Raw genomic sequence first — 23,614 nt, forward strand, 5'->3', positions numbered from 1 at the left:
TGGCCCCGGCCGGATCTGGCCCCACAGATCCGGCTCCACATGGACTCCCCGACCGTGGCAATGCGCTTCACCCTCAGCAGCCTGACCGTCGCCCTGCTGTCGTCCGGCTCCGCTCTCGCCGCCGACCTGGCCGCCCCGGCCCCTGCCCCGGTGGCCGTTGTCGAGCACTGCAAGGCGACCCTGTCGCTGCCGGCCTATGGCGGCGTCATCAAGCCGAACCCGAACCCGTCCTGCTTCACCCTCGGCGGCTTCGGCGACATCTATGTCGGCGGCGCGATCACCGGCTACGCCTATACCCAGACCAACCCCTTCCCGTTCTCAGCCGCGCCGCTGCCGAGCGACCGGGCGGCCCGGGTCGACTTCACCAACATCCAGGGCTGGATCCAGAAGGCCGACGGCCCGTTCCAATTCTACGTCCAGGCCGGCGCCTACGCGATCCCGGCCCTCGGCTTCCTCAACTACAGCGCCCTCGACCAGACCGACCTGCTGTTCACGCCGCTGCCGGTCGCCTTCGGCAAGTACGTGTTCAACGACAACTGGTCGATCCAGGGCGGCCGGATGCCGACCCTGATCGGCACCGAGGCGCCGTTCACCTTCCAGAACCTGAACATCTCCCGTGGCCTCCTGTTCAACCAGGAGAACATCATCAACCACGGCGTGCAGGTGAACTACAGCGACGGCCCGTGGTCGGCCTCGGTCGCCGGCACCGACGGATTCTTCTCCGGCAACATCAGCTGGCTCACCGGCGCCGTCACCTACAAGCTCGACGACAACAACACCTTCGGCATCAACGGCGGCGTCAACCTCGACCGCACCGACGTGCTGTCGCGCAGCCTGCGCTACTCCTACGCGACGCCGCTCTTCCAGCAGAATAGCGGGATCCTGTCGATCAACTACACCTATTCGAACGGGCCGTGGACGATCACGCCCTACTTCCAGTACACGAACGTCGCGCGCGACTTCAAGATCGGCATCGCCGAGGGCGCCTCGACCTATGGCGGAGCGGTCCTGGCGAGCTACGCCTTCACCGACAACTTCGCGCTCGCCGGCCGCGTCGAGTACATCGCCCAGACCGGCGACCGGTTCGCCGGCGGCACCAGCCTGCTCTACGGCGCGGGCAGCTCGGCCCTGTCCTTCACCGTCACGCCGACCTTCACCTTTGACCGCTACTTCGTCCGCGGCGAGTATTCGCGGGTTCAGCTCTACGACATCACCCGCGGCGACCTGGTCTTCGGCACGCTCGGCACCGGCTTCGGCCGCACCGGCAACCGCACCTCGCAGGACCGCTACATGATCGAGGGCGGCATCACCTTCTAAGCCGCTCCCCCGATCACCGACCGTCCCCCCGCGCCCGCCCGGCTTCCCGCCGGGCGGGCGTCCGTCGTTTTGGTGGCATCACGAAAGTCGGATTGAAGGACGAGCGAGGCTTTCGTGCGGGACAGGCGGAGCTGGGCCTGCAAGACGGCGGCGGGGCGGAAGAGCGATCCGCGCAAAGACGGGCAAAGGCCCTACGGACGAAGCCGGTCGTTCGCACCGCCGGCCATGACCCGGGGCGTCACCGCACCCCCGACGTCTCTTCCGACAAGACCGGCACCGGCCTGCCGGCGAAGGTCCACAGGCGATGGCCGAGGAAATTCCAGAACACCACGACGCCGGTCGCCAGCAGCTGGGCCGGCAGGTAGGGCAGGCCGAACCCGCGGGTGAGCCCCGCCATGATCAGCCAGGTCAGCCCGAAGCCGATGGCCGCCACGACGCCGAAGCGCCAGGTCGCCTCGGCATGGGGCCGGGCGCTCGCATAGGTCAGGCGGCGGTTGAGCCCGTAGGAGACCACCGCGCCGGCGAGGTAGCCGGCGAGCGCCGCCGGCACCGGATCGGCGCGGCCGGTCTCGACCAGGGCGGCGAGCAGGGCGTAATGCACGGCGAGCGCCGCGAGGCTCACACCGACATAAGAGAGGAATTGCCGCGCAAGAGCCGCCAGCGCGTCGGCATCCCACAGCTTCGCTCTCGGTTCGCTCGCCACGGCGTCACTCGACCACGCACAGGAATCATCGGGGCGGCCGGCGCCGCCCCGCTTCCTGTCTAGCGCCGGGCACTGAACCGAAGATGACCCGAAAGCGGCGGATCCGGGGTCATCCTTGCAGGCGAGCCGCCACCTTTCGGCTGAGCCAGCGCGGCATCAGGCGGGCGCCGATCACCGCGGCCCGGTTGGCCGCTCCGGGGATCACCACCGCACGGCCGGCGAGATGGCCGGCGACCGCCGCCTCGGCCACCGCGTCCGGCGCCATCACGTTGCCGGTGAAGCGCTTGGCGCCGCCGACATCGGCCCGCTCCGAAAACTCCGTCGCGGTGGCGCCGGGACAGACGGCCGTGACGGTCACGCCGTGCGGCCGCGCCTCCTCGTAGAGGGCCTCCGACAGCGACAGGAGGTAGGCCTTGCTGGCATAGTAGGCCGCCATGTTGGGACCCGGCAGGTAGGCGACCACAGAGGCGACGTTGAGGATGCCGCCGGAGCGCCGGGCGATCAGGCCGGGCAGCACCAGGCGGCTGAGCACGGTCGGCGCCGTGACATTCACCGCCACCATCTCGGTCTGGTCCTGCGCCGGCAGGGCGCTGAGGCGGCCGCGCAGGCCGAAGCCCGCATTGTTGACGAGGGTGTGGAGAGGAATGCCCCGCGCCGCGACCGCCGCGATCAGGCCCTCGGCGGCGCCCGGTGCCGCGAGGTCGGCCGGGATCACCGCGACCGGGACGGGCAGGTCCGCCGCCAGCGCCTCCAGGCGGTCCACCCGCCGGGCGCTCAGCACCAGCGGTCGCCCGCGCCGGGCGAAGGCCCGGGCGATCTCGGCGCCGATTCCGCTCGACGCGCCGGTGACCAGCGTCCAGCGCGCATCTCCCCTCCTGTCCCCGTTCTCGGCCACACCCTTCCCCTGATCTGTACGCCTATGCTAAGGGCGCCCAACGCAATCCCCGCCGCTCCCGTACGTTCCGCTCCCGCCTCGACGCCCGCCAGGGCCTCGCGACGCCGGATCCGAGGAACGAGGCAGCGCGCCGCACGAGTCTGAAGCGTCCGATGCCCAAGCGCACCGATCTCTCCTCCATCCTCATCATCGGCGCGGGCCCGATCGTCATCGGGCAGGCATGCGAGTTCGATTATTCCGGCACGCAGGCCTGCAAGGCCCTGCGTGAGGAAGGCTACCGGATCATCCTGGTCAACTCGAATCCGGCGACGATCATGACCGATCCGGATCTCGCCGACGCCACCTATGTCGAGCCGATCACGCCGGAGATCGTCGCCCGCATCATCGAGAAGGAGCGGCCCGACGCCCTCCTGCCGACCATGGGCGGGCAGACCGCGCTGAACTGCGCCCTCTCGCTCAAGCGCATGGGCGTGCTGGAAAAATTCGGCGTGCAGATGATCGGCGCCACCGCGGAGGCGATCGACAAGGCGGAGGATCGCAGCCTCTTCCGCGACGCGATGACCAAGATCGGGCTCGAGACCCCGAAATCGGCGCTGGCCAACGCCTCGGCGGCCAAGAAGGCCGACCGGGAGAAGTACCTCGCCGAGGTGGCCCGCATCGAGGCGGCCGAGAGCGACCCGCAGTCCCGCAAGGCGGCGCTCGCCGCCTTCGAGAAGAAGTGGGCCTCCGGCGAGAACGACCGGCGCAAGCGCTACGGCGAGCACGCGATCGGCCAGGCGCTGGTGGCTTTGGCCGAGGTCGGCCTGCCGGCGATCATCCGGCCGTCCTTCACGATGGGCGGCACCGGCGGAGGCATCGCCTATAACCGGGAGGAGTTCCTCGACATCGTCGAACGCGGCATCGACGCCTCGCCGACCAACGAGGTGCTGATCGAGGAATCGGTGCTGGGCTGGAAGGAGTACGAGATGGAGGTCGTCCGCGATCGTGCGGACAACTGCATCATCGTCTGCTCGATCGAGAACCTCGACCCGATGGGGGTGCATACCGGCGACTCGATCACGGTGGCGCCGGCGCTGACGCTGACCGACAAGGAATACCAGCGCATGCGCGACGCCTCGCTCGCGGTCCTGCGCGAGATCGGCGTCGAGACCGGCGGCTCGAACGTGCAGTTCGCCGTCGATCCGGCCACCGGCCGGATGATCGTGATCGAGATGAACCCGCGCGTGTCGCGCTCCTCGGCGCTCGCCTCGAAGGCGACCGGCTTCCCGATCGCCAAGGTCGCGGCCAAGCTCGCCGTCGGCTACACCCTCGACGAGATCGCCAACGACATCACGGGCGGTGCCACCCCGGCCTCGTTCGAGCCGACGATCGACTACGTCGTCACCAAGATCCCGCGCTTCGCCTTCGAGAAGTTCCCGGGCGCCGAGCCGACGCTGACCACCGCCATGAAGTCGGTCGGCGAGGCGATGGCGATCGGCCGCACCTTCTCCGAGTCGCTCCAGAAGGCCCTGCGCTCGCTGGAGACCGGCCTCACCGGCCTCGACGAGATCGAGATCGAGGGCCTCGGCAAGGGCGACGACCGCAACGCCATCAAGGCGGCGATCGGCACCCCGACCCCCGACCGGCTGCTCAAGGTGGCGCAGGCTTTGCGCCTCGGCGTCAGCCACGAGGAGGTCCACGCCTCCTGCAAGATCGACCCGTGGTTCCTGGAGCAGCTCCAGGGCATCATCGATCTCGAGACGAAGGTGAAGCGCTTCGGCCTGCCGAAGACCGAAGGCGCCTTCCGCCAGCTCAAGGCGGCGGGTTTTTCCGATGCGCGCCTCGCCGTGCTCGCCGGCACGGACGAGGGTGCGGTGCGCGACGCCCGCCGGTCGCTCCGCGTGCGGCCGGTCTTCAAGCGGATCGACACCTGCGCGGCCGAGTTCAAGTCGCCGACGGCCTATATGTACTCGACCTACGTCGCCCCCTTCGCGGGCGCGATGGCCGACGAGGCGCTGCCCTCGGACAAGAAGAAGGTGATCATCCTCGGCGGCGGCCCGAACCGGATCGGCCAGGGCATCGAGTTCGACTATTGCTGCTGCCACGCCTGCTTCGCGCTCTCGGATGCGGGTTACGAGACCATCATGGTCAACTGCAATCCGGAGACGGTCTCGACCGACTACGACACCTCGGACCGGCTCTATTTCGAGCCGCTGACCGCCGAGGACGTGCTGGAGATCATCGAGACCGAGCGGCAGGCCGGCACGCTCCACGGCGTCATCGTGCAGTTCGGCGGCCAGACCCCGCTGAAGCTCGCCCGCGCCCTCGAGGAGGCCGGGGTGCCGATCCTCGGCACCTCGCCGGACGCGATCGACCTCGCCGAGGACCGCGACCGCTTCAAGCGCCTGCTCGACAAGCTGCACCTGAAGCAGCCGAAGAACGGCATCGCCTATTCGGTGGAGCAGAGCCGGCTCATCGCCGCCGATCTCGGCCTGCCCTTCGTGGTGCGCCCCTCCTACGTGCTCGGCGGGCGCGCGATGGCGATCATCCACGACGAGACCCAGTTCGCCGACTACCTGCTCGACACCCTGCCGAGCCTGATCCCGTCGGACGTGAAGGCCCGTTACCCCAACGACAAGACCGGCCAGATCAACACCGTCCTGGGCAAGAACCCGCTCCTGTTCGACCGCTACCTGTCGGACGCGATCGAGGTCGACGTCGACGCGGTCTCGGACGGGAAGGATGTCTTCATCGCCGGCATCATGGAGCACATCGAGGAGGCGGGCATCCACTCGGGGGACTCGGCCTGCTCGCTGCCGCCGCGCTCGCTCTCAGCCGAAACCATCGCCGAGCTGGAGCGCCAGACCCGCGGCCTCGCGCTCGCGCTCGAGGTCGGCGGCCTGATGAACGTGCAATACGCGATCAAGGACGGGATGATCTACGTCCTGGAGGTGAACCCGCGGGCGTCGCGCACGGTGCCGTTCGTCGCCAAGGTGATCGGCGAGCCGATCGCCAAGATCGCCGCCCGGGTCATGGCCGGCGAGCCCCTCGCCTCCTTCGGCCTCAAGCCCAAGACCCTGCCGCACATCGCCGTCAAGGAAGCGGTCTTCCCCTTCGCCCGCTTCCCCGGGGTCGACGTGCTGCTCGGGCCGGAGATGCGCTCGACCGGCGAGGTGATCGGCCTCGACCGCGGCTTCGGCGTCGCCTTCGCCAAGAGCCAGCTCGGCTCCGGCACCCAGGTGCCGAAGGCCGGCACGGTCTTCGTCTCGGTGCGCGACGGCGACAAGGCGCGCATCCTGCCATCGATCAAGCTGCTCGCCGAACTCGGCTTCACGGTGCTCGCCACCACCGGCACGCAGCGCTACCTCGTCGAGAACGGCGTGGCTTGCGCCCGCATCAACAAGGTGCTGGAGGGCCGGCCGCACGTGGTCGACGCGATCAAGAACGGCGAGATCCACCTGGTGTTCAACACCACCGAGGGGGCGGGCGCGCTGTCCGACTCCCGGTCCCTGCGCCGGGCCGCCCTCTTGCATAAAGTGCCGTACTACACCACTCTCGCGGGAGCGATGGCGGCCGCAGAGGGAATCAAGGCCTATCTCGGGGGCGATCTCGAGGTCCGGGCCCTGCAGGAATATTTCGCGGCGTGAAGACGTAGGACCGCGGAGACATCTCTTCTCATCCCCACGCGCCCGCGCGGGACAATCGGAAACAGGCCCGGTCGGGGAGGCTCACCCTCCCGCCGGGCCGATTATTTGTGACGCGAGACGACGACGATGGACAAGGTTCCGATCACGGTACGGGGATTCGCGGCTCTGGAGGCGGAGCTGAAGCGCCGCCAGCAGGAGGAGCGTCCGCGGATCATCCAGGCGATCGCGGAGGCCCGCGCGCTCGGCGACCTGTCGGAGAATGCCGAGTACCACGCCGCCAAGGAGGCACAGTCGCACAACGAGGGCCGGGTGCTGGAGCTGGAGAGCCTGATCTCCCGCGCCGAGGTCATCGACGTGTCGAAGCTCTCGGGGACGAAGGTCAAGTTCGGCGCCACCGTCAAGCTGATCGACGAGGACACCGAGGAGGAGAAGACCTACCAGATCGTCGGCGAGCCCGAGGCCGACGTGCATGCCGGCCGGGTCTCGATCACCTCGCCCATCGCCCGCGCCCTGATCGGCAAGGCCGTCGGCGACACCGTCGAGGTCGTCACCCCGGGCGGCGGCAAGTCCTACGAAATCGTCGGCATCCAGTTCGGCGCTTAGGCGCCGACGATCGTTCGGCGCCTGAGCGGAGGATCGCCCGGCGCCCGGCCCGCGAAGCGTTGCCGTGACGGCGGCCTGAGGCTATCCCGGCCCTCACGAGGTGGCCCCGTCGGGCGCCGTGGAGACGACGCCGATGCTGCGCTGGTTCCGACCCCTGATCGCGGCCGCCCTGCTGGCGGCCGCCCTGCCGGCGGGCGCGCAGGACGCGACCCTGCCGCCGGGGACGCGCTTCTCCGCCATCCGGGTCGATGTCGGCCCCCTCCTCGCCCGCGGCCTCGGCCCCTATGCGGAGACCGTGCGGGGCGAGTTGCAGGCGGCGCTGGCCAAGAACTTCGCCGACCGGGTCGGCGGCCCCGGCCCGACGCTCGTCGTGCGGGTGACCGGCATCTCGCTCAACCCCTATGCCGGGAGCGAGACCCGCTTCGGCGGCGGCAATGCCACCAACAGCGACTATCTCGAAGGCGAGGCCCTCGTGGTCGACCGCGCCGGCACCGTGCTGCTGCGCCACCCCCAGCTCTCCGCCACCAACGCCAGCGCCGGCGGCGCCTGGTACGACCCGGCCTCGGAGCGCCGGCGCGTGACCTACATCGCCGGGCATTACGCGGCGTGGCTCCGGCGGGGGTTGGGGCTGGAGTGAGGGTTGGCCGTTCGGCTCGGTGCCCACGGCTGAGAGCTTGCCCAACCGGCGCAAGCCGCGTCGCAGACATCCCCGTTATCCCACCCGCGGCCACGTCCCGAGAGCCCGATTAAGTGTGCCGACCGAATTGGCGTCCTCCCTCGTCATCCCGGAGCTTGACGAAGTCGAGAACCCGGGATGACGGGGAGAGTTGTTGGTGTGCGTGTCGGATCAACCGATGCAGCCAATCAAACCGGCTCTCAGAGAATCACGGTGCCGTCGATGTCGTCGTCGAGATCGACGGCGATCCCCGCCGTGAAGGCGGCCATCCGTGCCGCGAGGCCGGCCGGAATCACCGTGATATGCAACGGGTTGTCGGCCATGTCCCGCGCGAGAAACGTCAGAAGGGCGTCGACCACAGGGTCCGTGTCGTTCTCCGCGCGGCGCAGACTCATCGTGTCGCCCTCGTCCACCACACGGTCCATCCCGCCACCATGGGCGACGCCGCGGGACGGCACACCTCCCTATTCCGGCTTGAGCCCCGAGCGTGCCTCGAGTTCCTGCAGGGTCCGGCGCGCCACGCTCGCGCCGGGCAGGCGGCGTTCCCGCTCGAAGCGGGCGAGCGCGGCGCGGGTGGTCGGACCGGCGATGCCGTCTACGGTGAGCGGGCCGTAGCCGAGCTTGATCAGGGCGCGCTGCGCGTAGGCGACCGCCTTGTCGGGTTTGGCGCCGGGAGCCGGCGCGGCGTGGAGCGCCGAGGCCTTCACCGGCTCCGCCGCCCTCGCCTCCCGGACCGGCGCAGGCTTGCCAGCGGTATCCTTGCCGGCGGTATCCTTGCCGGCCGCGTCCCTGGCGGGAGCCTCCTTCGCCGGTGCCGCCTTCGCGGCCACAGCCTTGGCCGGCGCGGCCTTCGGGGTGACCGAGGCGGTCCCGTGATCCTCGCCCCGGATCAGCGCGCCGATCCCGTCCGGCTTGGGCCGCGCCGCGGCCTCGCGCGGTCCCGCGTCGCCCGTACTGCGCGGCGCCTCGGCCTTCGCCGTCGCGGTGGGCGCGGCCTCGCCCGCGGGCGCGAGGCCCGGGAGCGGCGGGGCCTTGGCGAAGAGGGGCGCCGGATGGCGGCCGGTCTGGAAGCTGAGGGCGTTCGCCGCCACCGCCGCCACCGCCCCGAGGGCGAGGAGGCCGCCGACGATGCCGGCCGGATGGCGCAGGATCCGGTCGGCCCGGAGCCGCAGGCGGTCGAGGGGACCGGCGGGACGCGGGGCGCTCCGGGGCGCGCGCGGCGCCCGGGCGGCCGGACGCGGGCGCGGCGCCGGCCGCGCCTCGGCGGTCAGCGCCACGTCGGAATCGTGTCGCCGGGCTGTCGCCTCGACGGGCTTCCGGGCCGGCGCCTCGGACATCGCGTCTCCTTCCGGCTTCGGACGGTCCGGCCTGGACCGATCCGGCTTCGATCGGTCCGCCTTCGCGCGGACCAGGGGCGGCGGAACCGTGGCCGACTCGCTCACGTCAGCCCGTCAGCCGCATCGTGGCCGGCATGTCGCCGACATAGGCCCTGGCGAGACGTCCGGTCCGGATCGGCACCGGACCGCCCGGCACGCCGCGGGCGCCGCGGCAATCGAGCGGCAGGGCGACGATCACCCGGGTGCCGCAGGACGGGCTGCTCTCGACCGTGAGCTCGCCGTGATGCAGCCCGACGAGGCCGCGCACCACCGAGAGCCCCAGGCCCGTACCCTCGTGCGGGCGGCCATAGCCGGCGCCGGCGCCGAGGCCGGCCTGGAAGAACGGGTCGCCGAGCCGCGGCAGGTCGGCCTCTGCGATGCCGATCCCGGTATCGACCACCGCCATCTCGACCCGGTCGAACACCCGGCGCACCGAGAGCACGACGTCGCCGCCGCGCGGCGTGAACTTCACGGCGTTCGACAGGAGATTGATCAGCATCTGCCGGCAGGCGCGGGCATCCGCCGTGACCTCCGGCAGATCGGCGGCGATCTCGCGGCGCAGGCGCACGCCGCCCTGGTCGGCGCGGATCTGCATCAGGTCGCAGACGCCGCGGGCGAGGCCGGCGAGGTCGAACGGCTCGGGCGCGTAGTCGAAATTGCCGCTCTGGATCCGCGACATGTCGAGCAGTGCGTTGACCACCTCCAGCAGGTGCTGGCCCGAGGAATGGATGATGCCGGCATATTCCCGCCGCCGCTCCGGGCCGAGCGCCAGGGTCGATTCGGCCTCCAGCATCTCCGAGAAGCCGATGATGGCGTTGAGCGGGGTGCGCAGCTCGTGGCTCACCGTGGCGAGGAACCGGCTCTTGACCTCGTCGGCACGCTCGGCCGCGGCCCGGGCCTGGTCGAGCTCCTCGGCCCGGCGCCTGTGCTCCGAGACGTCGCGGGTCACCGCCACCACGGCGGTCTCGCCGGCTTCCGGCATCGCCGCCCCCGGGACGCGGTGGGCCCGCATCTCGGCCCAGATCACCCGGCCGGCCTCACCCGTCCCGCCGGCAGCGTGCAGGCGGAACTGAACCGTCACGGGCTGAGCCTGGCCGGCGGCGTCGCTGAGCGCGGTCAGGAAGGCCGGCCTGTCGGAGACGTGGACGCGGTTGAACAGGCCGCGGCCCTCCAGGGCGTCCGGCGTCGTCCCGGCGAGCGACCGGGCGGCCGGGCTCGCCCGCAGCACGCTGCCGGTGCGGTCGTGCCAGGTGACGAGGTCGTCGATGGCGTCGAGGAGCAGCGCGTCGCGCAAGGTGGCGGCGTGCAGCCGGTCGCTCCAGCGGCCCTCGCGGCGGCGATGCTCCAGGGAGAGCGCCAGGACGTGGCAGATTGCCGTGATGGCGAAGACCGGCATCGCGAGCGCCGCCGGCCAGGCGAAGAAGCCGAGGCCCGGGGTGGGCTCGATCACCGCGACCGCCACCGCCCCCAGCATCGCGAACACGGCCGCCACCAGGGCGGCGCGGTGCGAGCCGGCGAGCAGGGCCTCGACCGGGATCATCACCAGCCACATGGCGGCCGCCGAGGTCGGGCCGCCGGTGAGGCTCGCCAGGCAGACGACGAGCCCGGTCAGCGCCGCCGAGGACAGGCCATGGGCGAGGGTGAGATTGCCGGTACGCGCCAGGAGCAGGGCCGCCACCACGGGCAGCATCAGGCAGCATGCCGCCGTCGCCTCGACCAGCGTCGGCACGCCGCGCCAGAGGAGATAAGGCGGCAGCATCGCCATCAGCACGGCGCCGGTGGCGAGCCGCGAGATCAGGAACCGCTCGTGGCGGGCCCGCTCGGCCGGGTCGCCCGCGGCGGAGTCGTGGACGAGGCCCGTCAGCCGGGCATCGATCAGGGACGCAAAGGCACTGTTGATACGCACACCGCCACGCCAGCGCGGGAGACCTCGCGGCCCCGGCGCCCCTACACTGCGAACTGTCCAAACCCTCGCAGAGCCGGCTTAAACGAACGTTAGAGCGCGCGACGCCCGGGATCGTCGTCCCCCGGTCGATCATGCGCGGGTGCGATCTTACCCCGTCATAGCCTCGCCCCGTCGTGGCCCTACCCCGTCATGGCTTCGGCCTCGTACCCGGCGCGGCCGAGCGCCTGGGCCACGTCGAGGGCCTGGGCGTCGGTGACGACCGCGACGCGGCCGGCCTCCAGGTCCACGCTCACCTGCGCCGCCGGGTCGAGGCGCTGGACCGCCTTGGTCACCGCCGCGACGCAACCCTGGCAGGTCATGCCCTCGACCTTCATCAGGAGTTCCATCCGCTCGCCGGACCCATCCGTCATCGCCTCGCTCCTTACCCGGCGGCGCACAAGGGCCGCGCAAGCCATCTCGGGTACTGCGGCATTCCGGACAAGGGTACCGCGAAAACCGTGGGCAGCCCGTGGCCACGTCTTGCGGGTATTCGGCGCCTCGGCGACAACCGGGGCAGGCCGGAATTCGCGGAACCTGGCCTGTCCTCGACGCGTAAAAGGAATCGCGATGGCCCTCATTTCCGGCCGGCGCGCCGGCGGGTCGTCGGTGAGCCGGATAGCCCTCAGCCTCTCCCTCCTCCTGGCGGGCGGCCTCTGCGTCGCCGTCTCGTTCCTGCCCACGCCTCTCCTCGGGCCCGTGGCCGGAGCCGCGCTGGCGGCAGCCGTCATCGGCGGAGTGGCCACCGTGCTCACCCTGCGCCGCGCCAGCCGCCTCGCCCGTCAGGTCGAGAGGCTGTCGGGCGAGATCGACCTGCTCTCCCGCCGCCTGCTGACGGTGGAGCAACGGGAGGCCCCGGCGGTGCCGGCCGCCAAGCTGGAGAACGGCCTGTCGGAGCTCACAGCCGAGATCGGCCTGCTCGGCGGCATCGTGCGCGAGCTTGCCATGGCGGTGGCGGCCCAGGACGAGGACCTGACCCGGCTGAAGGCCGGGCCGATCGCCGCGGACCAGCCGGTTGCGCCCGTGCCAGTTCCCCCTGTGCCAGTTCCCCCCGTGCAAGTGCCGCCCGTGCAAGTGCCGCCCGTGCAAGTGCCGCCCGTGCAGGTTCAGGCGACGCCGGTGCAGGCTGCGGCTTTTCCGCACCCGGCGGCTCCCGGGCTAGCGACGGCCCCCAATTTTGCGGCCGCGCCCTTGCAGCCTGCGCCCACGCGCGCGGAGCCGCCGCAGGACTATGCCGCGGCCTTGTCCGCCGCGCTCGCGCCCGTGCAGCCGCCGGCGGCCGTTCATCCCGCGGCCCCGTCCTGGATGGTCGAGCCCGCGGCGGCGCGGGCCGCGTCGGCCGTCCCCTCGCCGGCCCCCGCCGCGCCTCCGGCCGACCCGATCCTGCCGCGGGAGGCCGCCCCCGCGCCGCGCCGGCCCTTCGTGCCCGAGCCCGCCGCCGAGATCCGCCCGGACGCCGAGATCCTCGCCGCCCTCGCCCAGGGGCTCGAAGTCCACCTTCAGCCGGTCGTCAGCCTGCCGCAGCGCAAGGTGGCGTTCTACGAGGCCCTGGCCCGCCTGCGCGTCGGCGACGCCCTGCTGTCGCCGGCGGAGTTCGTCCGGGTGCTGGAGCGGCACGGGCGCACCACCGAGCTCGACCGGCTGATGCTCGCCCGCGTGACGGCGATCGGTCAGCACCTCGCCTCCCGCGGCAGCGAGACGCCGGTTGCCTATGCCCTGTCGCCCGGATCGCTGTTCGAGCCCGGCTTCCTGCGGGCGGTGGCCCGCCTGATCGACCTGCACCCGGAGCTGGCCGGCCGGCTGATCCTGGCGCTGCCGCAGCGCAGCTGGCGCAGCCTCGACGCCGAGCAGGCCAGCGCGCTCAATGCCCTGCGCGAGCGGATCGGGCTCGCGGTCGACCGGGTGGCCGATCCGGGCCTCGACACCCCCGCCCTCGCGGCCCGTGGGGTGAGCTACGCCAAGGTCGGCCTCGACACCCTGCTCGGCGAGCACGGCGCCGCGCTCGCCGTCTCCCTGGCGCAGGCCGGGATCCGGCTGGTTGCGGAGGGCGTCGAGCGCGAGGCCGACGTGCCGGACCTGATCGACCTCGACCTGCCGCTCGCGCAAGGCGCGGTGTTCTCGCCGCCCCGCGTGGTCCGTCCCGAGGTGCTCTCGCCGCCCGCGCCGGAGCCCGTGCCCGAGCCGAATCCGCCGGCGGACGACCCGCCGCCGGTGCGCCGCGCCTTCCGGGACGTGCTGCGAAGAGCCGTGTGACGGATGACGAAGCGGTAGCGGGCCGGCGCCCGACCGCCTAGCATGGGGGGACTTTCGCAGCAGAAAGGCCCCCGATGCCGGACCTCATCGCCCGCCGGATCGCGCAAGGAGCGGGCCGCGAGCCCGCCGACCTGGTGATTCGCGGCGCCCGCCTCCTCGACCTCGTCACCGGCGAGCTGGTGACGACCGACATCGCGGTCTGCGGCGACACGGTGGTGGGGACCTACGGCGCCTATCAGGGCGCCCGGGTGATCGAGGCCGAGGGGCGCATCGCCGTCCCGGGCTTCATCGACACCCACCTGCACGTCGAATCCTCGCTCATCACCCCGCACGAATTCGACCGCTGCGTGCTGCCGCACGGCGTCACCACGGCGATCTGGGATCCTCACGAGATCGCCAACGTGCTTGGCACCGCCGCCTTCGACTACGCGCTCGCGGCGGCCGGCGAGACGGTGATGGACATCCGGGTCCAGCTCTCCTCCTGCGTGCCGGCGACCGGGCTCGAGAGCGCCGGCGCCCGGATCGAGGCCGCCGACCTGTCGCGTTATCGCGACCATCCCCGGTCGCTGGGGCTCGCCGAGTTCATGAACTTCCCCGGGGTGGTCGGGGCCGATCCGGGCTGCCTCGCCAAGCTCTCGGCCTTCGCCGGGCGCCACATCGACGGCCACGCGCCGCTCCTGTCGGGCGCCGCCCTCAACGCCTATGCGGCGGCGGGCATCCGGACCGACCACGAGGCGACGAGCGCCGAGGAAGCCCTGGAGAAGATCCGCAAGGGCATGATCGTGCTGATCCGCGAGGGCTCGGTCTCGAAGGACCTGCACGCGCTCGCTCCGATCCTCACCGAGCGGACGGCACCGTTCCTCACCTTCTGCACCGACGACCGCAATCCCCTCGACATCGCGGAGGAAGGCCATCTCGACTACCTGATCCGCACGGCGATCACCCTCGGCGTTCCGCCCCTGGCCGCCTACCGCGCCGCCTCGCTCAGCGCCGCCGCCGCCTTCGGGCTCACCGATCGCGGGATGATCGCGCCGGGCAAGCGGGCCGACATCGTGCTCCTCGACGACCTCGACTCCTGCGCGGTCTCCTCGGTCTTCTCCGCCGGCCGCCTCGTCGAGGAGGCCTTGTTCGCCACGCGGACGGTCACCCCGCCGCCGGGCCGCGGCAGCGTGCGGGCCGAGCCGGTGACGGCCTCCGACCTCGCCGTGCCGGTTCCCGCCGGCGAGACCTCGGTGATCGGCGTGGTACCGGGCCGGATCATCACCGAACACCGCCGGCTGACGCTCTCGGGCGTGCCGGATGTCGCCCAGGACGTGGCGATGGTGGCCGTCGTGGCGCGCCACGGCACGCGCAGCATCGGCCGCGGCCTGGTCCAGGGCTTCGGGCTCGGGCGCGGTGCCATCGCCTCCTCGGTCGGGCATGACAGCCACAATCTCTGCGTCGTCGGCGCCGACCCGGAGGCGATGGCGCGGGCGGTCGACCGGCTGATCACCCTGCAGGGCGGGTTCGTGGTGGCGGACGAGACCGGCATCCTGGCCGAGCTGGCGCTGCCGATCGCCGGCCTGATGAGCGATCTGCCCTTCGAGGCGGTGCGCGACGCGCTGCCACCCTTGCGCGAGGCCGCCCGCCGGCTCGGCTGCACGCTCCCCGAGCCGTTCCTGCAGGTCGCCTTCCTGCCGCTGCCGGTGATCCCGCACCTGAAGATCACCGATCGCGGCCTCGTCGACGTCGATCGCATGATGATCCTGTGACGTCTCCTTATCCTGTGACATCTCTTCCTGTAAACGATTTCACGATCGGTCGCCCGACACGTTGCGTTCGGGGCGAACCGCCTTTAAGCCCGATGCGACTCTCTGCTGCGATGCAGCAAGGCCGAGGCGGGCAAAGGTGGCAGGAATGGCCGAGATGATCCGCGCAGCGCATCCGGGCGAGGTCGCGATCCTGGACGGGATCGCCGAGATCGCATCCGGCTTCGACCTGATCCTGTGCGACGTCTGGGGCGTGCTGCATGACGGCGTCCGCGCCCACCGGGCGGCGGGCGAGGCGCTGACGCGCTTTCGCGCCCTGCCGGGTCCACGGCCGCGCCGGGTGGTGCTGCTCTCGAACGCACCGCGGCCCGGCAGCGCCGTGCAGGGGCTGCTCGACGGGTTCGGCGTGCCCCGCACCGCCTACGACGCCATCGTCACCTCGGGCGACCTGACCCGCCGGCTGATGGCGGAGCGGGCGGACGCGCCGATGCATCATGTCGGGCCCGACCGCGACCTGCCGCTCTTCGACGGCCTCGACCTCGCCCGCGGCGGGCCGGACGAGGCCGCCCACGTGGTCGTCACCGGGCTCCTCGACGACGAGACCGAGACGGCGGCGGATTACCGCGCCGTGCTGGAGCCCTGGGCGGCGCGCGGCGTGACCCTGATCTGCGCCAATCCCGATCTCGTGGTCGAGCGCGGCGACCGGCTGATTCCCTGTGCGGGTGCCGTGGCGGCGCTCTACGAGGAGATGGGCGGCGCGGTGGTCTATGCCGGCAAGCCGTACGTCCCGGTCTACGAGGCGGCGCTCGCGACGGCGGAGGCGCTCGATCACGGCGCCCCCCTCCCCCGCGACCGGGTGTTCGCCATCGGCGACGCGATCCGCACCGACGTCGCCGGCGCACGGGCCTTCGGCGTCGCGTCCCTGCTGGTCGCGCGGGGCATCCACGCCGAGGAGCTGGGCATCGCCGCGGGCGCGCCGCTCGGCGACATCGCCCACTGGCTCGACGCGCAGGCCGTCCATCCGGACGCGGTGATCGACCTGCTGCGCTGGTAGCCACGACGAGAAACCGGGGCGCGGCGAGCCGCACCCCGGTCCGAGGTCGTCGGAACGATCCCCGCTCAGGAGAACAGGGCGTCGATCGCGTCCTGCGGGGTTGCCGGCCCCTTGAGCTGGGGTCCGTTGAGCAGCAGAGCCTCGGCGCGGGCCTTGCGGCGGGCCTCCTCCGGGTCGTGCTCGGCCTCGCCGTCGCGCACGTTCACCACGGTCGAGAATTGCGACAGGCGCTTCTCGAGCTGGCCCAAGGCCTCCACCACCTTGGAGATGCGCTGGCCGGTAATGTCCTGGAAGGTGCAGGCCTCGAAGATGTCGCCGATATGCGCCTCGACCTGGTCGCGATACTCGTCGAGGGTCTTGGCCTTGATGGCCAGCATCGCCTCGGCCGATTCCATGATGCGGTTGGTGGCGCTCGCGGTGGCGGCGACGACGCTGCCGAGCTCGTCATGCGCCATCGGGATGCGGTCGCGGGTGAGCTCCTGCGCACGCAGAGCCGCGATGCCCCGCTTGAGCTTGGTGATGTAGTCGGCGATCTCGAGCAGCTCGGTGACCGGGATCGCCTGGCCCGCCGGTTCGGTTCTGGTCGCGCGAGCCATGGGCGCCTCTTGGCCGCCCAGCAGCCGGTTGAGGGCGGATCGCGGCCCCGCCGTCATCTGCCTGAGCACGTGATCGCTCCCCGCGAATGGGTTGTTCTTGGATCGAATGTCCCGAATCGGATCATCTCAAGGCAGGTCGTCCGAGGCGCAGCGATCCTGGGCGCAGCTCTTGCCGCAGGATTCACCAAGCTCGGTGGGCGGTCCGGCGCGGGAGGCGCGGCTGGCCTTTCGGGTCCGGCCGCACGATCCCGCGCCCGAGAGACGCGCCGCGTCACCGAGCCGGCGCGATCACGCGCCGCAGACCGCCTCGATCTTGGTCTTCAGCGTCTGGGCGTTGAAGGGCTTCACGATGTAGTTGTTCACGCCGGCTTTCTTCGCCGCGATGACGTTCTCGGTCTTCGACTCGGCGGTGACCATGATGAACGGCGTGGTGCGCAGGGCGTCGTCGGCCCGGACGTGGCGCAGCAGCTCGTACCCGGTCATCGGCTCCATGTTCCAGTCGGAGATGACGAGGCCGTACTTCTTCGTCTTCAGCTTCGCCAGGGCGCCGGTGCCGTCGGAGGCATCGTCGACGTCCTCGAAGCCGAGTTGCTTCAGCAGGTTGCGGATGATGCGGACCATCGTCTGGTAGTCGTCCACGACGAGGATCGGCATGCCGAGGTCAAGGGCCATGGTTACGGCTCCGTTCGCGGGCGCGACGCATCCCCGTGCGCGACGAACCCCGCTTGGATCATCAGGGGAAGCACCGGGTGGCGCTTCTGGTCTCAGCTTGTAAGTCCGCCCCTCTTGAGAAGGGGTTAACCCGCCCGGCAGCGATTGCCCATGTCTCGGCCGCCTGGTCTTGCGCCCTATCTTGGCCGCCTCCTTGCGGCTTGACCCACGGGGCGGATTTCGACAGGGTCCGGCCGCCTTCACAGAGCCCCCTGCATCGTCAGCCAAGGACCCGGAATGCCGCGCGACGAGACTGCCCCGCGCCCCGTCGCGTCGCCCTTCCCGGTCCATCGCGACGGCGAGCCGGTGCCCGCGGGCTTGGACGGTGCGGTGGCGGCGCTCGGCAATTTCGACGGCATCCACCAGGGCCACCGCGCGCTGATCGCGGCGGTGCGGGAGCTGGCGGCGGATCTCGGCCGGCCGAGCGCGGTCCTCACCTTCGAACCGCATCCGCGGGCCTTCTTCTCTCCCGACACGGCGATGTTCCGCCTCACCGGCGAGACGGGGAAGCTGGCCGTGCTGCGGCGCCTGGGAATCGACGGCGCCTTCGTGCGCCGCTTCGACGCGGCGCTGGCCGGCACGAGCGCGGCGGCCTTCGTGGCCGACACCCTGAAGGGCGAGCTTGGCCTGTCGGGCGTGGTCATCGGGCACGATTTCCATTTCGGCCGCGGCCGCGAGGGCACGCCGGCGATGCTGGAGGCGCTCTGCGCCGAGAACGGCCTCGCCTGCCGGATCGTGCCGGCGGTGGCGGCGGGCGGCGGCGAGGCGCCGGTCTCGTCGAGCGCGATCCGGGCCGCCCTGGAGGCGGGCGACGTCGCCACCGCCAACCACCTCCTCGGCTATCGCTGGTTCGTCGAGGGCGAGGTGCGCCACGGCGACAAGCGCGGCCGCACCCTCGGCTTCCCCACCGCCAACGTGGCGCTCGATGCCTGCGCGCTCGCCCACGGCATCTACGCGGTCCGCGCCCGCCTGGGCGATGGCAGCGTGCGCGACGGCGTCGCGAGCTACGGCCGCCGCCCGACCTTCGACGACGGCGCCCCGCTCCTCGAGACCACCCTGTTTGATTTTTCCGGCGACCTCTACGGCCAGCGCATCGCGGTGGAGTTCGTCGGCTTCATCCGCGGCGAGGCTCGGTTCGACAGTGCCGAGGCGCTGGTCGCCCGCATGCACGAGGATGCGGCCGAGGCACGACGGATGCTGGCCGAGGACCGCACGCCCTCGATGCTGGCGTGACTTGGTCGGGTGACTTGGCTCGGGTGACTTGGCTCGGGCGACTTGGCTCGGGTGACCCAGTGAGGTGACGTGCCGGTTATCTGACCGCCTATTCCGGGATGAACTCGCGGATCGGCGCCTCGGTGTCGGCGTCACGTCCCCGCTGGCGCTTGGTGCGCCGCATCGTTCCCCTGTCCTCGTCGGGAATCAGCAACGGGTCGGTCGGCGTCACCGTGCCGGTCACGTCGACATCCTCCGGAATCGGTCGCGGCGGCACCCTCCGCTCCAGGGCGGCGGTCGGGAGGATCGACAGGGCGGCGAGCGCGAAGGCGGAGAGCAGCCTCCGCATGGCCGAGACTTTCATGGCGAAGCTCCGGCTTCACTGAGCCTGTCCGTCAACCGCGCGACGCCGCGCCCCGTTCCGGCCCCTTCCATCGGACCTTCATGACTCCTCTGGCCGATCTCGGCGTCGCGATCGCGCTGTTCGCCTCGACCAACATCGACGACGTCTTCGTGCTGATCGGCTTCTTCTCCGATCCGCGCTACCGCCCGCGCCAGATCGTCGTCGGCCAATGCCTCGGCATCGCCGCCCTGGTCCTGGCCTCGCTCGCCGGCGCGCTCCTGTCCCTGGTCGTGCCCCCGGCCTGGCTCGGCCTCCTCGGCCTCGTGCCGGTCGCCCTGGGCTCCCGCCGCCTCCTCGCCCTGCGGGCCGACGCGGAGGATGAGGTCGGGACCGGGACGGCTTCTTTCGGCAACGCGCTGGCGGTGGCCGGCGTGACGATCGCCAATGGCGGCGACAATCTCGGCATCTACACCCCGGTCTTCGCCACCTCGTCGGCTCCCCGGCTCCTCCTGTTCGTCGCCGCCTTCGCCGTCATGACGGCGCTCTGGCTCGGCCTCGCCCATTGGCTCGTGCACCACCCGGCTCTGGGAGCCCCGATCCGCCGGATCGGCCGGGTGGCGACGCCGGTCGTGTTGATCGGGATCGGGGCGATGGTGCTGGTCAAGGCCGGGACGCTGTCGTGGGTCACGGGGTGGGCGTCCCCCGGTTGACTGACGCAACGATACCATGCCGTTCGCCGTGGGCCGAACCGCACTGGCCGGTCCGTCGAACACCCCGCTTCCCCCGCCCGCCCGCCGCTGCTAGAAGCGCCGGATGACCGAATCGCACCCGCGCCGCGTCGCCATCCGGCGAATTACGAGCCCGGCTTCCGCCTGAGGGCCGCTCGCGGCCGCGCGGAAGGCCGGGTTGCTGCCGTTTCCGCCGCGATTCCCTCGAGGCCCCGGTCGGTTCGTACCGGCCTGGTGCCCGTCAGACGAGCCTTGAATCCCCTATGACCGAGCAAAAGCCTGCCGCCGGGCGCGACTATTCCGAGACCCTGTTCCTGCCGGTCACCGAGTTCCCGATGCGGGCCGGCCTGCCGCAGCGCGAGCCGGAGATCCTGGAGCGCTGGGCCCGCACCAACCTCTATGCCCGCATCCGCGAGGCGGCGGCCGGGCGGCCGAAATTCGTGCTCCACGACGGCCCGCCCTACGCCAACGGCCACATCCATATCGGCACGGCGCTCAACAAGATCCTGAAGGACATCGTCGTCCGCACCCAAGGGGCGCTGGGCCACGACGCCAACTACGTCCCGGGCTGGGACTGCCACGGCCTGCCGATCGAGTGGAAGATCGAGGAGCAGTACCGCGCCGCCGGCCGCAACAAGGACGAGGTGCCGGTGGTCGAGTTCCGGCGCGAGTGCCGGACCTTCGCCGAGCATTGGCTGTCGGTGCAGCGTGAGGAATTCAAGCGGCTCGGCGTCACCGGCGACTGGGACCATCCCTACCTGACCATGGCCTATCCGGCCGAGGCCGCGATCGCCCGCGAGCTGATGACCTTCGCCACCACCGGCCAGCTCTATCGCGGCTCCAAGCCGGTGATGTGGTCGGTGGTCGAGAAGACTGCGCTCGCCGAGGCCGAGGTCGAGTACGAGGACCACGTCAGCGACACCATCTGGGCCGCCTTCCCGGTCGTCGAGACCAAGACGGCCCCGGACTTGCAAGACGCCCGGATCGTCATCTGGACCACCACTCCCTGGACGATCCCGGCCAACCGGGCCGTCGCCTACTCCAAAAAAGTTTCCTACGGACTGTATCGTGTCGTTGCTGCTCCTCAAGAGAACTGGTCTCAACCTGGTGTTCGTTACGTTGTTGCTGACAAACTGGCGGGCGACGTGTTCAAGGCAGCGCGCGTCGAGAGCTACGAGCGACTGAGCGACGTCACCCCCGAGGCGCTGGCCGGCCTGACCCTGGCGCATCCCCTGGCGGGCTGGAATCCCGGCTACGGCCATGCCGTGCCGATGCTGGAGGGCGAGCACGTCACCGACGAGGCCGGCACCGGCTTCGTCCACACGGCGCCGAGCCACGGCCGCGAGGATTTCGAGGTCTGGATGGCGAACGGCCGCCAGCTTCGCGAGCGCGGCATCGAGACGGCGATCCCCTACACGGTCGACGCCGACGGCGTGCTGACCGAGGCCGCCCCCGGCCTGACCGGCAAGCGCGTCCTCGACGAGAAGGGTCAGAAGGGCGACGCCAACAAGGCGGTGATCGCCGCTTTGACCGAGGCCGGAACGCTCGTCGGCCGCGGCACGCTCAAGCACAGCTATCCGCATTCCTGGCGCTCGAAGAAGCCGGTCATCTTCCGCAACACGCCGCAATGGTTCATCGCCCTCGACAAGCCGGTGGCGACGCTCAACGGCGCCACCCTGCGCGACGTGGCCCTGCGCGAGATCGCCGTCACCCAGTGGGTGCCGCCGCAGGGGCAGAACCGCATCACCGGCATGATCGCGAACCGCCCGGACTGGGTGGTGTCGCGCCAGCGCGCCTGGGGCGTGCCGATCACGGTGTTCGTGAACCGCGAGACCGGCGAGATTCTTCGCGACGAGACGGTCAATGCCCGCATCCACGCCGCCTTCGCGGCGGAGGGGGCGGATGCGTGGTTCACCGATGCCGACGGCGCCCGGTTCCTCGCGCCGGAGCACGACCCGGCTTCCTACGAGAAGGTGACCGACGTCCTCGACGTGTGGTTCGATTCAGGGTCCACGCACGCCTTCACTCTGGATGATCCCGAGCAGTTCCCGGGCCTCGCCGGCATCCGCCGCCGCCGCGACGGCGGGCAGGATACGGTGATGTATCTCGAGGGCTCGGACCAGCATCGCGGCTGGTTCCACTCCTCGCTGCTCGAATCCTGCGGCACCCGCGACCGCGCGCCCTACGACGTGGTGCTGACCCACGGCTTCGTCCTCGACCCCAAGGGCGAGAAGATGTCGAAGTCGAAGGGCAACGTCGTCGCGCCCCAGGACGTCATCAAGGGCTCGGGCGCCGACATCCTGCGCCTGTGGGTGGCGGCCTCGGACTATACCGACGACCTGCGCATCGGCCCGGAGATCATCAAGACCTTCTCCGAGACCTACCGCAAGCTGCGCAACTCGCTGCGCTGGATGCTAGGCACGCTGGCCCATCACCGGCCCGAGGACCGGGTGGCGCCTGAGGCGATGCCGGAGCTGGAGCGCTTCATCCTGCACCGCCTCGCCGAGCTCGATGCCGAGATCCGCGACGCCTTCCGCACCTTCGACACCAAGCGGGTGGTGGCTCTGCTCAACGGCTTCATGACCGGCGACCTGTCGTCGTTCTACTTCGACGTGCGCAAGGACGCGCTCTACTGCGATCCGATCTCGTCGGAGACCCGGCGGGCCGCGCTCACGGTGGTCGACGAGGTCTTCAAGCGCGTCACGGTCTGGCTCGCCCCGGTCCTCGCCTTCACGGCCGAGGAGGCCTGGCTCGCGCGCTACCCCTCCGAGGCCGGCTCGGTGCACACCGAGACCCTGCCGGAGACCCCCGCCGCGTGGCGCGACGAGGCCCTGGCCAAGAACTGGGCCAAGATCCGCCGGGTGCGCCGGGTGGTGACGGGCGCCCTCGAGATCGAGCGCGCCGCCAAGCGCATCGGCGCGAGCCTGGAGGCCGCGCCAAAAGTCTTTGTCGCCGATCCGGACCTGCTGGCGAGCCTGGACGGCATCGACTTCGCGGAGGTCTGCATCACCTCCGACATCGCGGTCGAGGCCGGCGAGGGTCCGGCCGAGGCGTTCCGGCTCGACGAGGTCAAGGGCGTCGCGGTGGTGCCGGCACTCGCGCAAGGGCGCAAATGCGCCCGCTCGTGGAAGGTGCTGCCAAGCGTCGGCAGCGATCCGGATTACCCGGACGTGACGCCCCGCGACGCGCAGGCCCTGCGCGAGTGGGACGCGCTCCACGCCGAGGCGGCCGAGTAGGGACGGGGGATGCGTCCCCTCCCCTTCGGCCTCCTGGTCGCGCTCGTCACCCTGGTCCTGGACCAGGGGACGAAGCTCGGCCTCCTGTTCCTCGCCGATCTGCCCCTGCGCGAGCCGGTGGTGCTCGCGCCCTTCGCGCAGCTGATCGTGGTGTGGAATCGCGGCGTCTCCTACGGGCTGTTCCAGCAGGATTCGGCGCTCGGGCGCTGGGTGCTGGTGGGCGTGTCGCTGGTGGCCTGCGTCGCACTGTCGGTGTGGATGGCGCGGGCCGGCAGCCGCTGGCTCGCCGGGTCGCTCGGGCTGATCGTCGGCGGGGCGATCGGCAACGCCATCGACCGGGCCGCCTACGGGGCGGTGTTCGACTTCGTCCACCTGCATGCCGGCGCCTGGTCCTGGTACGTGTTCAACGTGGCGGATGCCGGCATCGTCTTCGGCGTGGTCGGGCTCCTCTATGACGGGCTGGTGCTGGAGCGCCGCCGCGCCCCGGCAACGCAGGAGCCGACCTAAAATCGCTTGTGTGTCGCGGGTGCCACGCCGCTCCCCGGCGTTGCGCCTGCTCACGGCCACGCCATACCTTCGCCCGAAACCGCCACCA

The 23,614-nt window shown here is 71.2% G+C and carries 20 protein-coding genes; 11 read left to right on the forward strand and 9 right to left on the reverse strand.

The features are described 5' to 3' along the window. The first annotated feature begins 39 nt into the window (after positions 1-39). A complete protein-coding gene (locus DA075_RS23870) occupies positions 40-1,317 on the forward strand; it encodes a porin (RefSeq protein ID WP_420813076.1) in 1,278 nt (425 codons plus the stop codon). Positions 1,318-1,555: 238 nt separating this feature from the next. On the opposite strand, the gene DA075_RS23875 is transcribed toward DA075_RS23870, so the two are convergent. Then, on the reverse strand, positions 1,556-2,020 hold the full coding sequence (locus DA075_RS23875) for a GtrA family protein (RefSeq protein ID WP_232387307.1): 465 nt from the start codon (positions 2,018-2,020) through the stop codon (positions 1,556-1,558). A gap of 109 nt (positions 2,021-2,129) precedes the next feature. Beyond that, positions 2,130-2,915: an SDR family NAD(P)-dependent oxidoreductase gene (locus tag DA075_RS23880; protein WP_099955342.1), complete on the reverse strand. Its 786-nt coding sequence runs from the start codon at positions 2,913-2,915 to the stop codon at positions 2,130-2,132. Between the two features lie 152 nt (positions 2,916-3,067). On the opposite strand from DA075_RS23880, the gene carB reads away from it, so the two are divergent. The 3 genes from carB (at position 3,068) to DA075_RS23895 (ending at position 7,781) form a co-directional block, all read left to right on the forward strand. Beyond that, positions 3,068-6,541 carry a carbamoyl-phosphate synthase large subunit gene (gene carB / locus DA075_RS23885; protein ID WP_099955343.1) on the forward strand — a complete coding sequence of 1,158 codons (3,474 nt, stop codon included), beginning with the start codon at positions 3,068-3,070 and terminating at the stop codon, positions 6,539-6,541. A 126-nt stretch (positions 6,542-6,667) separates the two neighbouring features. Next, complete coding sequence (greA, locus tag DA075_RS23890; protein WP_048442228.1) at positions 6,668-7,144, forward strand: transcription elongation factor GreA; 477 nt, start codon at positions 6,668-6,670, stop codon at positions 7,142-7,144. 133 nt (positions 7,145-7,277) lie between these two features. After that, positions 7,278-7,781, forward strand: a complete 504-nt coding sequence (locus DA075_RS23895; RefSeq protein WP_099955344.1) for a hypothetical protein — start codon at positions 7,278-7,280, stop codon at positions 7,779-7,781. A 239-nt stretch (positions 7,782-8,020) separates the two neighbouring features. Here DA075_RS23895 and DA075_RS23900 read toward each other — a convergent pair whose 3' ends face one another. The 4 genes from DA075_RS23900 to DA075_RS23915 all read right to left on the reverse strand — a co-directional run bounded on the left by DA075_RS23900 (position 8,021) and on the right by DA075_RS23915 (position 11,512). Next, positions 8,021-8,233 (reverse strand): type II toxin-antitoxin system PrlF family antitoxin, encoded by a 213-nt coding sequence (locus DA075_RS23900; RefSeq protein ID WP_164712471.1) that lies wholly within the window; start codon positions 8,231-8,233, stop codon positions 8,021-8,023. A gap of 51 nt (positions 8,234-8,284) precedes the next feature. Further along, positions 8,285-9,157: a peptidoglycan-binding domain-containing protein gene (locus DA075_RS23905; protein ID WP_099955346.1), complete on the reverse strand. Its 873-nt coding sequence runs from the start codon at positions 9,155-9,157 to the stop codon at positions 8,285-8,287. Positions 9,158-9,263: 106 nt separating this feature from the next. Beyond that, positions 9,264-11,102, reverse strand: a complete 1,839-nt coding sequence (locus DA075_RS23910; protein ID WP_099955347.1) for a sensor histidine kinase — start codon at positions 11,100-11,102, stop codon at positions 9,264-9,266. A 179-nt stretch (positions 11,103-11,281) separates the two neighbouring features. Then, complete coding sequence (locus DA075_RS23915; protein ID WP_232387304.1) at positions 11,282-11,512, reverse strand: heavy-metal-associated domain-containing protein; 231 nt, start codon at positions 11,510-11,512, stop codon at positions 11,282-11,284. A 196-nt stretch (positions 11,513-11,708) separates the two neighbouring features. On the opposite strand from DA075_RS23915, the gene DA075_RS23920 reads away from it, so the two are divergent. The 3 genes from DA075_RS23920 to DA075_RS23930 all read left to right on the forward strand — a co-directional run bounded on the left by DA075_RS23920 (position 11,709) and on the right by DA075_RS23930 (position 16,193). After that, entirely contained in the window at positions 11,709-13,391 is a 1,683-nt protein-coding gene (locus tag DA075_RS23920) for an EAL domain-containing protein (RefSeq protein ID WP_244936309.1), read from the forward strand. Positions 13,392-13,465: 74 nt separating this feature from the next. Further along, entirely contained in the window at positions 13,466-15,142 is a 1,677-nt protein-coding gene (ade, locus tag DA075_RS23925; protein WP_099955348.1) for an adenine deaminase, read from the forward strand. A 145-nt stretch (positions 15,143-15,287) separates the two neighbouring features. After that, positions 15,288-16,193 carry a TIGR01459 family HAD-type hydrolase gene (locus tag DA075_RS23930; RefSeq protein ID WP_099955349.1) on the forward strand — a complete coding sequence of 302 codons (906 nt, stop codon included), beginning with the start codon at positions 15,288-15,290 and terminating at the stop codon, positions 16,191-16,193. Between the two features lie 65 nt (positions 16,194-16,258). Here DA075_RS23930 and DA075_RS23935 read toward each other — a convergent pair whose 3' ends face one another. Then, positions 16,259-16,789: a protein phosphatase CheZ gene (locus DA075_RS23935; protein ID WP_099956771.1), complete on the reverse strand. Its 531-nt coding sequence runs from the start codon at positions 16,787-16,789 to the stop codon at positions 16,259-16,261. Between the two features lie 288 nt (positions 16,790-17,077). Then, a complete protein-coding gene (locus DA075_RS23940) occupies positions 17,078-17,461 on the reverse strand; it encodes a response regulator (RefSeq protein ID WP_048452414.1) in 384 nt (127 codons plus the stop codon). A gap of 276 nt (positions 17,462-17,737) precedes the next feature. On the opposite strand from DA075_RS23940, the gene DA075_RS23945 reads away from it, so the two are divergent. Continuing rightward, positions 17,738-18,733: a bifunctional riboflavin kinase/FAD synthetase gene (locus DA075_RS23945; RefSeq protein WP_099955350.1), complete on the forward strand. Its 996-nt coding sequence runs from the start codon at positions 17,738-17,740 to the stop codon at positions 18,731-18,733. Between the two features lie 88 nt (positions 18,734-18,821). Here the strand turns inward: DA075_RS23945 and DA075_RS23950 are convergent, their stop codons facing one another. Next, positions 18,822-19,076 carry a hypothetical protein gene (locus DA075_RS23950; RefSeq protein WP_099955351.1) on the reverse strand — a complete coding sequence of 85 codons (255 nt, stop codon included), beginning with the start codon at positions 19,074-19,076 and terminating at the stop codon, positions 18,822-18,824. An 80-nt stretch (positions 19,077-19,156) separates the two neighbouring features. Here DA075_RS23950 and DA075_RS23955 point away from each other — a divergent pair, with 80 nt between their 5' ends. The 3 genes from DA075_RS23955 to lspA all read left to right on the forward strand — a co-directional run bounded on the left by DA075_RS23955 (position 19,157) and on the right by lspA (position 23,526). After that, on the forward strand, positions 19,157-19,765 hold the full coding sequence (locus DA075_RS23955) for a cadmium resistance transporter (RefSeq protein ID WP_099955352.1): 609 nt from the start codon (positions 19,157-19,159) through the stop codon (positions 19,763-19,765). Between the two features lie 281 nt (positions 19,766-20,046). Further along, positions 20,047-23,019 (forward strand): isoleucine--tRNA ligase, encoded by a 2,973-nt coding sequence (gene ileS, locus DA075_RS23960; protein WP_099955353.1) that lies wholly within the window; start codon positions 20,047-20,049, stop codon positions 23,017-23,019. Positions 23,020-23,028: 9 nt separating this feature from the next. Further along, on the forward strand, positions 23,029-23,526 hold the full coding sequence (lspA, locus tag DA075_RS23965; protein WP_099955354.1) for a signal peptidase II: 498 nt from the start codon (positions 23,029-23,031) through the stop codon (positions 23,524-23,526). Positions 23,527-23,614: the final 88 nt, after the last annotated feature.

This window comes from Methylobacterium currus, assembly GCF_003058325.1.
Classification (GTDB): domain Bacteria; phylum Pseudomonadota; class Alphaproteobacteria; order Rhizobiales; family Beijerinckiaceae; genus Methylobacterium; species Methylobacterium currus.